Raw genomic sequence first — 8,294 nt, 5'->3', positions numbered from 1 at the left:
GCTATTTTTTTCCAATCCTTGAATAGCGTAAGCAACTGCCACAATGGCTTGTATATTGGCCCAGGAACAATTGCCGCTAATTTGCGAACTAATTGGGATCTTTGCTACCGGTACCAAGCCTAAATGATGGTTGATCATCTGATGGAAAAAATTTCTTGGTTGCTTTTTATAAAGAAAATTTTGTAGAAAATGGGCATTAAAGGCTTCAGGGCGAGTGATTTTATAGATATTAACACTTCCTTCCTTAAGGCTGTTTTCGCCGCGATCAATTTTAGCCCACCATTGACCAAAGCGAATAAAGCCCATTGCATGGCCTCGACTTGCTGCAGGCAGAATTAACATGGGTACTTTTAATAAAGCGTTTAGCCTTTGCATGTGCTGTTCACTGAGCAAAGGCAAGTGCTGATATTGCAACAGCTCTTCAGCAAGCGAAAACGCATCGATAATCACATGAGCCAATGGAAAATATTCACGTAAATGGCGTGTTGAATAACTATTGATAAAACGTTTTAAGGCATCCCTTATTACTGCAACTGTAAATTCAAGAATGAATCCTTCATAATCCAGTTCAATAAATTCTCCTTTGGCATTGACTATATCCACATCACCTTGTAATTCAAAACGATGCCCGATTAGTTTGCCATTAATAAAATCAAGCGCAAAATCGAGCTTAGCCCCATGTTGATAGAGTAAATGTTTCAGCGTATCTTGATTGCGTAATACAGGATAAACTAATACCGAAAGTCCATTACGCGTATACGCATTAGGATCTGCACCATGCTCTAATAGCAACTGCGCCAAGGCAACATCATTATTATCTACAGCCCAATGCAATGGAGTTCGCCCGGTCACATCTGATTTATTAACATCGACCTTCCGAGCAATCAACTGTTCGGCAATTTGAATTTGGCGTGTAATAGCACACTCAATTAAGGGTGTAAAACCATATTCGTCAATGTCATCCAACGTTTCTCCTGCTCGAAGATAAGCTTCAAAATCAGGCATTCGATGACTGATTATGTCACTTGCAATAGTCATTAATAAGGTCCTCTAGGTTTAGGAGTATTAGTAAATTTGGGCATATTACCTAAACGCAGTTGTTTTTCTTGTTCCTGATTGCGTCGTTCATTATCATATTCACGTCGTGCATCAGTATTTAACGGAGGTTCAGGGTTTAAAGGAGAGTCAATTCCATCATAACGCTGACTATCTAACTCCGGATGTTGTAAAATATTATTTTGCAATTCGCCCTCAGGACCAGGTTGAGCCTCATAATCGGAGTGTTGACGTGCTTTTACTAGTGCTATCCGTCGCTCGCCTTGCTGTTCAGCCAGACGTCTCTGTCGCTCCATAGCCTTGGTTTCAGCAACCAAATAGGAAGTACTTTTTTCTATACGAGTAGGTACAGGCAAATCCATTGCCGATCTCAGCAAAACATATACTGCGCCAATACCACCATCTTTGGGTAGTGCGCTGTGAAAAGCAGTTACTTCACTGATTTGTGGTAACCAGTGATTAATTAAATTCTTTAATACTGGAGGAGTATTTTTAGAGCCTGCTGTACCATGGGTTACGAGTATACAATGTTTATGCTTCTTTATTTGTTTATTGATAAATTCCAACAATGCTGTACGAGCCCCCTCCGATGGTAAATTGGAGAGGTCCAGTTTTGCTTCCCATGCAATTTGTCCTGTTTTTAATTCATTAAAACGCTTACCAGAAACAGTGGGAGTAGCATAAGATAAAATACTACTCGCCAGAACAGGTTCTTCAATATCATCGGTTAAATAATATTCATTTAGCATAGTTTAAAAATCCAATCGTATTAATCAAAGTATAACTTAGCTTATAAAAAGTAGGAGGATTTTTTTAGCGATCTGGTTGATCAAAATACTATATTGGTATGATGAAGTCCCTTCTCCCCAAAAGAGAGAAGGCACCGAAAAACCATTGGAACTATAAATATTCTCGTTGCAAAATTTCAGCAATTTGCACTGCATTCGACGCAGCACCTTTGCGAATATTATCTGCAACAACCCACAAATCTAATCCATTTGGATGTGAAATATCTTGACGAATTCGCCCAACAAATACTTCATCATGGCCGATCGCATTTTTTATTGCAGTCGGATAAATTGCTTTACTTACATTATCAACCACCTTTACGCCGGGAGCCTTAGCAAGAATCTTACGGGCTTCTTCAGCAGTTAAAGATTTTTTTAGTTCTAAATGAATGGCTTCGGAATGTCCATAAATGACAGGCACTCTGACTGCAGTAGGATTGACCATAATGCTGTCATCTTCCATTATTTTGCGGGTTTCCCACACCATTTTCATTTCTTCGCGGGTATAACCATTTTCTTCAAACTGATCAATATGCGGAATTGCATTAAAAGCAATCTGCTGTGGATAAACATTGACATTAGCAGGTCTACCATTCAAGAGGTCCCCTACTTGCGAAACCAATTCACTAATGGCTTTCTTTCCAGTTCCAGAAACAGATTGATACGTCGCAACATTAATACGACTAATTCCTACAGCATCATACAAAGGCTTCAGAGCTACGACCATTTGGATGGTAGAGCAATTAGGATTGGCAATAATACCTCTATTTTTATATTCAGCGATACGATGAGCATTTACTTCCGGAACAACTAAAGGAATATCGTCTTCATAACGAAAACAAGAGCTGTTATCGACAACCACACAGCCACTTGCTGCAGCCTTAGGCGCATATTCTTTTGAGACCGCCCCACCCGCTGAAAATAAAGCGATATCAGCCTTGCTAAAATCAAACTCAGCGAGATCCAAAACATCCAATTGCTTGTTTTTAAACTCTACCGTTTTACCAACAGAACGAGAACTGGCCAATGGATAAAGTGTCTTTATTGGAAAATTACGCTCTTCCAATACAGTTAGAAATGTTTCGCCAACTGCACCAGTGGCTCCCACTATGGCTACATTTAATTCTCTGCTCATTCTTGACCTCTTCTGTATTCTAGGCAATCAATGCCTTATATCTTAAATAGTGATCCATCAACACTAAAGCCATCATTGCTTCGGCAATGGGCACAGCCCTAATACCCACGCAAGGATCATGTCGGCCTTTAGTTACGACGGTTACTTCATCGCCAAAAACATTGACCGTCTTTCCAGGGGTAGTAATACTCGAAGTAGGCTTTAATGCAATACTAACCTCTATATTCTGTCCAGTAGAAATCCCACCTAAAATTCCTCCCGCATGATTGCTAAGAAAACCCTGGTGTGACATTTGATCACGATGCACGGAACCTAACTGATTCACCGCGGCAAATCCTGCACCTACTTCAACCCCTTTAACTGCATTAATCGACATCATAGCATAAGCTAATGTTGCATCCAGTTTGTCGAATACAGGGTCTCCCAATCCTACAGGTACATTTTTAGCAATTACGTTTACACGAGCACCTACAGAATCCCCTTGTCGTCTTAAGTGTTCAATAGCATCAGCAAGATCCTGAATTTGCGTATTATTAGGACAGAAAAAAGAATTGTTATTAATCTCTGATTCATCTGCAAAGTGCAAAACCAAATCGCCCATTTGTTGCAAATAACCTACGATTTCAATGTTTAAATGGCGCTGCAAATACAACCGTGCGATTGCTCCGGCTGCTACACGTGCTGCAGTCTCTCGTGCTGAAGAACGACCACCTCCACGATAATCCCGATGACCGTATTTATGATGATAGGTAAAATCGGCATGGCCAGGACGAAATAAATTTTTGATTTCCTCATAATCCCGAGATCGTTGATCGGTATTATGAATCAACAGAGCTATAGGCGCACCAGTGGTTTTACCTTCAAAAACACCAGAAAGAATTTGTACCTTATCCTCTTCGCGGCGTTGTGTTGTATATTTGGATTGTCCGGGTTTGCGTTTATCCAGAAATGGTTGGATGTCCTCTTCTTGCAACAGTAATCCTGGCGGGCACCCATCAACCACACAGCCAATAGCCGGGCCATGACTTTCACCAAAAGTTGTTACTGTAAATAAAGTTCCAAAGGTATTACCGGACATTAAAGTACTCTTCTAGTTGCTGCTTCGTTAATAAAAATATGCCATGGCCACCATGACTCATTTCAAGCCAGGTAAAAGGAACATGAGGATAAGCCTCACATAAAGCCGCTTCACTATTCCCTACTTCCACAATCAAAACACCCTCTTCGTTTAAATAATCATGAGCGTTATGAAGAATTGTTTCAACAATGGCCAATCCATTATTACTCGTTTCCAAAGCCAACACAGGCTCATGACGGAATTCGTCAGGTAATGTTTGCATCTCTTCCTTGCCTACATATGGAGGATTGCTAACTATTAAATCATAGCCTACCTTGGGCACTTTAGAGAAACAATCTGATTCAATTAAATTAAGTTGCTCTTCCACACCTAACTGTTCACGATTGATTGCAGCAACAGCAAGTGCTTCGCTGGAAATATCAACTGCATCAACCTGGGCGTCGGGAAAAGCATAGCAACATGCGATGGCGATGCATCCGCTGCCCGTACATAAATCTAAAATACGATGCACTTTATCCGCATCGACCCAGGGAGAAAATTCATTTTTGATGAGTTCTGCAATAGGCGAGCGCGGAATAAGAACTCGTTCATCCACATAAAATGGAATATCACAAAAATAGGCTTCTTTGATTAAATACGGTACGGGTACCCGTTGATTAATGCGCTTTTCCAATTGCTGATGTAAATGTTTTTTTTCACTGGTAGTTAAACGTGCATTAAGCCAATTTGATTCTAAATCGTAAGGCAAAGACAAGCTTCTCAGAATTAATGAATGCATATCATCCCAAGCATTATCAGTGCCGTGGCCATAATACAAATTCGCATTAATTGCGCAGGACACACTAAAACGTAAAAAATCCAAAATTGTGTCTAGTTCTTCCGTTTCTTTAAGTATATAGTTGCTCATGGGATTTCGATTCTCATCCAGAAAAAGTACAAATTGTACCCTATGTTAATCAACAAAAGTAGCCTAAGTGAAGCAAACCAAAACTCGGTTTCATTTAAATATTAGAATTTAGGCGTATTTAAACTCATTGCGTGCAAATCAAAGATACAAGCAGCACTGCACCTGAGTTATACTTCAGTTATCACTTAATCATTCCTAGTTAAAAATGGCTGATGATTTTTTATCCGATGAAGACAAAGCCCTGTTTCGCGAATACATGCGTTTGGTAAAACCATTAAATGAAAAAACCAAGCGGGTAAAAAGTCCGGAACCTAAGCCTTCAATTCCAACCCCAAAAATCAAATCACCAATAAAACAAGCAAAAAAGGAATATTACTTGTCTGATATGATTGTGGATACAGTGCTTTCCGAGACCATACTTTCGTATTCACATCCAAGTATTTCCAGCCAGCGATTTAAGGCATTAAGAAATGGGCACATTCCATGGGAAGCCCGGTTGGATTTACATGGTTTAAAAAGCGAAAATGCCCGAGATACGTTATGTCAATTTATTCAAACTCAGGCAGAAAACAGCAAAAGATGTCTATTAATTATTCACGGCAAAGGAGGCAACCTCGGTGCGCCACCGGTAATTAAAAATTTGCTGAATCGTTGGTTACCCCAGTTAGATGAAGTTTTAGCGTTTCATAGCGCATTACCCAAAGATGGAGGGAGTGGAGCAGTCTATGTACTACTTAAAAAACAGAAATAACCACACCCAAGCTAGATTGGATTCAAGCGCATCATTGCCTGGGTGAAGACAAAGCCATAACCCGGGTTCCACCACGCCTGCCCCTACTACATTTTGCTATTTTTATATAGTTCCTTGACTTGCGTTCATGCCTTATTCTGGGGATAATTCGCTACATTAATAAAATATCAAGAGAGAACATGGAACATTTAGGTCAATTTATCATAAATCATTGGCAGTTATGGCTTGCCCTTATCGTGGTTTTATTGCTTACATTTATCAATGAGTTAATCACTCAGAAAAAGAAAGCAAAAGAACTGACCCCTCAAGCTGCTGTTGATTTGATTAATCATGAGAATGCTGTTGTCATCGATTTGCGTGACAAAGAAGCCTTTAAACAAGGACACATTATTGATGCAATCAATGCCCGAAGCGAAGATTTTGAACAGCAAAAAATGGATAAGTATAAAAATACCCCCATTATTCTAATTGCTTCACGCGCTATTGAAGCACAATCTCTTGCCAACAAAATTCGCGCCCAAGGTTATCAACCGCATGTACTTAGCGGTGGAATTGCTGCCTGGACAAATGCTGAATTGCCATTAGTTAAAGGGAAATAAGAGTATGGCTGAAATAATTATGTACAGTACTGGTTATTGCCCCTACTGTGTCAAAGCCAGGGAATTATTGCAACAAAAGCATGCTTCATTTACAGACATTCGTATCGATTTACAACCAGAATTACGTGATGAAATGATAACAAAAAGCGGAAGACGTACCGTACCGCAAATTTTCATTAATGGCCAACATGTCGGTGGCTGCGATGATTTATATGCCCTGGAAGCCCAGGGAAAACTCGATCAATTACTAAGAGGATAGCAAGATCATGAGCGAACAAGCAAACCAAGCGCAAAACCAAAATGAAACCCAATTTATGATTCAAAGAATTTATGTTAAAGATTTATCGTTTGAAACACCTAATACTCCGGCTGTGTTTCAACAACAATGGGAACCAGAACTGAATCTCGAAATCAATACTACCAACACAATGCTGGAAGAAGGCGTTTATGAAGTGGTATTAACTGTAACGACAACCGTAACCAACCAAAAAGCTACTGCATTTCTTGTCGAAGTAAAACAAGCCGGTATCTTCACCATTCAAGGTGCACCAGCGAATCAATTGGACCATTTGTTAAACAGCTTCTGCCCCAACATTTTATTCCCTTACGCTCGTGAAGCAATTACCTCTCAAGTAATTCGTGGCAGTTTCCCACAACTGGTATTGGCACCAATTAATTTTGATGCTTTATACATGCAACAACTTGCAGAAAAACAAAAAGAAGTTCAAGCTTAAAAAATACAACTACGTACTAAAGTATTGTAGCCCGGGGACAAGCTAAGCCGTAACCCGGGGGTTGGTAACAGGCATCTGTTTTTAACCCGGGTTACGTCAGTCCCGCTACAAATACACTCCTATTTAAGAGCATAAAATGAACCAAAAAAACATTGCCATATTAGGTGCTGGCTCTTGGGGAACTGCTGTTGCAATTCACCTGGCCAAAGTGGGACATCGTGTGTTGTTGTGGGGACATGACCCGCAGCATGTTGCTCTTATGACGGAGAAAAAAGCAAACCCACGTTATTTACCTGATATCGATTTTCCTGAAACCCTTGAGCCTTCAGCCGATTTTGATCGATGCATAGACGAAGCCCATTACGTTATTATTGCGGTTCCTTCGCATGCTTTTGCAGAAATTATCAACAAAATAAAGAAAACGCCACAAGGGTTAGCTTGGCTGACGAAAGGAATTGATCCACAAAGCCATCAGTTATTAAGTGATTTAGTGAGCCAAACTTTTGGTTCTACCTTTCCCAAAGCAATTATTTCAGGCCCATCATTTGCCAAAGAAGTAGCTCACTTCCTACCCACCGCCGTAACTTTAGCTTCTAATGATTCAGAATATCAAAAAAGCATCCGTGAATTACTTCATCACGATAACCTTCGTGTTTACCTGACTGATGATCTGATCGGGGTGCAAATTTGTGGTGCGATTAAAAACGTCTTGGCTATTGGCTGTGGCATCAGTGATGGTTTAGGTTATGGAGCGAATGCCAAAGCCGCATTAATTACCCGCGGATTAGCAGAAATGGAGCGTCTTGGACTTGCTTTGGGAGCACGTGCAGAAACTTTTCTTGGCTTGGCTGGCGTAGGTGATTTAGTCTTAACCTGCACTGATGATCAATCACGAAACCGCCGTTTCGGCCTACTCCTAGGACAAAATATCAGCATCAACGACGCTGAACAGCAAATTGGCCAAGTTGTAGAGGGTAAATATAACGCCTCCCAAGTCTGCTTCCTTGCCAAACAGCATCATGTAGAAATGCCGATTTGTGAGCAAATTAATGCGCTACTGCTAGGAAAAATTAGTCCAAAACAAGTAGTGCAGAATCTAATGAGTCGGCCGCCTAAGGAAGAATAACTCGCTCTCCATGAGTTCTATACCTCGGATTTTCTGCCATTTTTGTCATTCCCGCGACGACATTAGAGATTAATGTCATTCCCGCGAAGACTTTAGAGATTGTTGTCATTCCTGCGAAGG

At 40.5% G+C, this 8,294-nt stretch carries 10 protein-coding genes; 5 read left to right on the top strand and 5 right to left on the bottom strand.

What is annotated here, in order from left to right; all coding sequences use genetic code 11:
* From ankH to prmB, 5 genes are all read right to left on the bottom strand, one after another.
* A partial coding sequence (gene ankH, locus DGG96_RS18530; protein ID WP_110144015.1) for a Dot/Icm T4SS effector AnkH/LegA3 occupies positions 1-1,038 on the bottom strand: 1,038 nt, incomplete at its 3' end.
* Positions 1,038-1,805 carry a Smr/MutS family protein gene (locus DGG96_RS18525; protein WP_110144014.1) on the bottom strand — a complete coding sequence of 256 codons (768 nt, stop codon included), beginning with the start codon at positions 1,803-1,805 and terminating at the stop codon, positions 1,038-1,040. The genes DGG96_RS18525 and ankH, both read right to left, overlap by 1 nt.
* 151 nt (positions 1,806-1,956) lie before the next feature.
* Positions 1,957-2,979: an aspartate-semialdehyde dehydrogenase gene (locus tag DGG96_RS18520; RefSeq protein WP_110144013.1), complete on the bottom strand. Its 1,023-nt coding sequence runs from the start codon at positions 2,977-2,979 to the stop codon at positions 1,957-1,959.
* A gap of 19 nt (positions 2,980-2,998) precedes the next feature.
* Complete coding sequence (gene aroC / locus DGG96_RS18515) at positions 2,999-4,057, bottom strand: chorismate synthase (RefSeq protein WP_110144012.1); 1,059 nt, start codon at positions 4,055-4,057, stop codon at positions 2,999-3,001.
* Positions 4,047-4,964, bottom strand: a complete 918-nt coding sequence (prmB, locus tag DGG96_RS18510) for a 50S ribosomal protein L3 N(5)-glutamine methyltransferase (protein ID WP_110144011.1) — start codon at positions 4,962-4,964, stop codon at positions 4,047-4,049. The genes aroC and prmB overlap by 11 nt, the downstream gene beginning before the upstream one ends.
* 205 nt (positions 4,965-5,169) lie before the next feature.
* On the opposite strand from prmB, the gene DGG96_RS18505 reads away from it, so the two are divergent.
* From DGG96_RS18505 to DGG96_RS18485, 5 genes are all read left to right on the top strand, one after another.
* Positions 5,170-5,715, top strand: a complete 546-nt coding sequence (locus DGG96_RS18505; protein WP_110144010.1) for a Smr/MutS family protein — start codon at positions 5,170-5,172, stop codon at positions 5,713-5,715.
* A gap of 179 nt (positions 5,716-5,894) precedes the next feature.
* Entirely contained in the window at positions 5,895-6,314 is a 420-nt protein-coding gene (locus tag DGG96_RS18500) for a rhodanese-like domain-containing protein (protein WP_110144009.1), read from the top strand.
* A 4-nt stretch (positions 6,315-6,318) separates the two neighbouring features.
* A complete protein-coding gene (grxC, locus tag DGG96_RS18495) occupies positions 6,319-6,573 on the top strand; it encodes a glutaredoxin 3 (protein ID WP_110144008.1) in 255 nt (84 codons plus the stop codon).
* A gap of 7 nt (positions 6,574-6,580) precedes the next feature.
* Positions 6,581-7,048 (top strand): protein-export chaperone SecB, encoded by a 468-nt coding sequence (gene secB / locus DGG96_RS18490; RefSeq protein WP_058466963.1) that lies wholly within the window; start codon positions 6,581-6,583, stop codon positions 7,046-7,048.
* Positions 7,049-7,184: 136 nt separating this feature from the next.
* Entirely contained in the window at positions 7,185-8,174 is a 990-nt protein-coding gene (locus DGG96_RS18485; protein WP_110144007.1) for an NAD(P)H-dependent glycerol-3-phosphate dehydrogenase, read from the top strand.
* The last annotated feature ends 120 nt before the right edge of the window (positions 8,175-8,294 follow it).

It is taken from the genome of Legionella qingyii (genome assembly GCF_003184185.1).
This window is presented reverse-complemented; position numbering and strand designations above follow the sequence as displayed.

What these genes read in the sequence shown, in the direction of transcription:
- DGG96_RS18500 (WP_110144009.1), top strand. Translation starts at nt 5,895, where the DNA reads ATGGAACATTTAGGTCAATTTATCATAAATCATTGGCAGTTATGGCTT.
- DGG96_RS18520 (WP_110144013.1), bottom strand. Translation starts at nt 2,979, where the DNA reads ATGAGCAGAGAATTAAATGTAGCCATAGTGGGAGCCACTGGTGCAGTT.
- grxC (WP_110144008.1), top strand. Translation starts at nt 6,319, where the DNA reads ATGGCTGAAATAATTATGTACAGTACTGGTTATTGCCCCTACTGTGTC.
- DGG96_RS18485 (WP_110144007.1), top strand. Translation starts at nt 7,185, where the DNA reads ATGAACCAAAAAAACATTGCCATATTAGGTGCTGGCTCTTGGGGAACT.
- DGG96_RS18505 (WP_110144010.1), top strand. Translation starts at nt 5,170, where the DNA reads ATGGCTGATGATTTTTTATCCGATGAAGACAAAGCCCTGTTTCGCGAA.
- secB (WP_058466963.1), top strand. Translation starts at nt 6,581, where the DNA reads ATGAGCGAACAAGCAAACCAAGCGCAAAACCAAAATGAAACCCAATTT.
- prmB (WP_110144011.1), bottom strand. Translation starts at nt 4,964, where the DNA reads ATGAGCAACTATATACTTAAAGAAACGGAAGAACTAGACACAATTTTG.
- DGG96_RS18525 (WP_110144014.1), bottom strand. Translation starts at nt 1,805, where the DNA reads ATGCTAAATGAATATTATTTAACCGATGATATTGAAGAACCTGTTCTG.
- aroC (WP_110144012.1), bottom strand. Translation starts at nt 4,057, where the DNA reads ATGTCCGGTAATACCTTTGGAACTTTATTTACAGTAACAACTTTTGGT.